We start from the raw sequence: 1249 nt of genomic DNA on the forward strand, positions 1-1249 counted from the left end.
CGGCGCGCCGGTCTTCTGCGCCGGTGCGGCCACCAGCCACGCCTTCGGGCTCGACAGCTGGGATTCGATGCGCCTGCCTTTGCCCTTCGGCCGCGGCGCGCTGGTCGCCTCGGCGCCGATCGCCGTCTCCCGGGACGACTGGGCAACCGCGCTGCCGCAGATCGAGGCCGAGATGAGCCGCACGCTGGACGAGGCGCTCGCGCGATGCCGGCAGGCCTGACCGCCTATCGCCTCGCCACCGCCGGCATCGCCCCGCTGCTGCCGTTCTGGCTGGCGCGGCGGGCGCGGCGCGGCAAGGAAATCGCCGCCCGCCTGCCGGAGCGCTACGGCATCGCCGGGCTGGCGCGGCCGCCGGGCCGGCTCGTCTGGGTCCATGCCGCCAGCATGGGCGAGACGATGTCCGCCCTCGGCATGATCGACGCCCTGGCCGACCGCGCAACCGTGCTGCTGACCACCGGCACCCGCACCGCCGCCGCCCTTGCCGAATCGCGGGCGCGGGCGCTGCACCAGTTCGTCCCGCTCGACGTCGCCGCCCATGCCACGCGCTTCCTCGACCATTGGCGGCCGGACGCGGCGGTGTTCCTCGAATCCGAGATCTGGCCGAACCTGCTCGCCGGGCTCGACGCGCGGCGCATCCCCCGCTTCCTGTTCAACGCCCGCCTCTCCGCCCGCAGCGCCGCGCGCTGGCGCCGCGCCCCCACCCTCGCCCGCGCCCTGTTCGGCGGGTTCCGGCTGATCGCCGCGCAATCGGCGCCGGATGCCGCTTCGCTGCGCGGCCTCGGCCTCACCCGCGTCGAGACCTGGGGCAACCTGAAATTCGCCGCCCCCGACCTGCCGGACGATCCCGCCGCCCGCGCCGCACTCGCCGCCGCCGCAGCCGGCCCGTTCATCCTCGCCGCCAGCACCCATCCGGGCGAGGATGCGCCGGTGATCGCCGCGCATCGCATTCTGCGCGAAACCCGGCCCGGCCTCGTCACCATCATCGCGCCGCGCCATCCCGAACGCGCCGACGCCATCGCCGGTCTCGCCGGCGATCTGCCCGTTTCCCGGCGCTCGCGCGGCGAGGCGCCCGCCGCCGGCGGGCTCTACATCGCCGACACGCTGGGCGAACTCGGCCTGTTCTACCGTCTCGCCGCCGTTTCCTTCATCGGCGGCTCGCTGGTCCCCATCGGCGGCCACAACATGATCGAGGCGGCGCAGCTCGGCTGCCCGGTGCTCACCGGCCCGCATCTGGCGAATTTCGCCGAAG

The 1249-nt window shown here is 75.1% G+C and carries 1 protein-coding gene and 1 pseudogene; both read left to right on the plus strand.

The window, feature by feature from the left end; genetic code table 11:
- Positions 1-220, plus strand: a pseudogene (locus tag APM_RS13055) (hypothetical protein); the annotation flags it as partial.
- A partial coding sequence (locus APM_RS13060; protein ID WP_007423838.1) for a 3-deoxy-D-manno-octulosonic acid transferase occupies positions 205-1249 on the plus strand: 1045 nt, incomplete at its 3' end. The pseudogene APM_RS13055 and the gene APM_RS13060, both read left to right, overlap by 16 nt.

The organism is Acidiphilium sp. PM (assembly GCF_000219295.1).
In the GTDB taxonomy this organism is placed as follows: domain Bacteria; phylum Pseudomonadota; class Alphaproteobacteria; order Acetobacterales; family Acetobacteraceae; genus Acidiphilium; species Acidiphilium multivorum.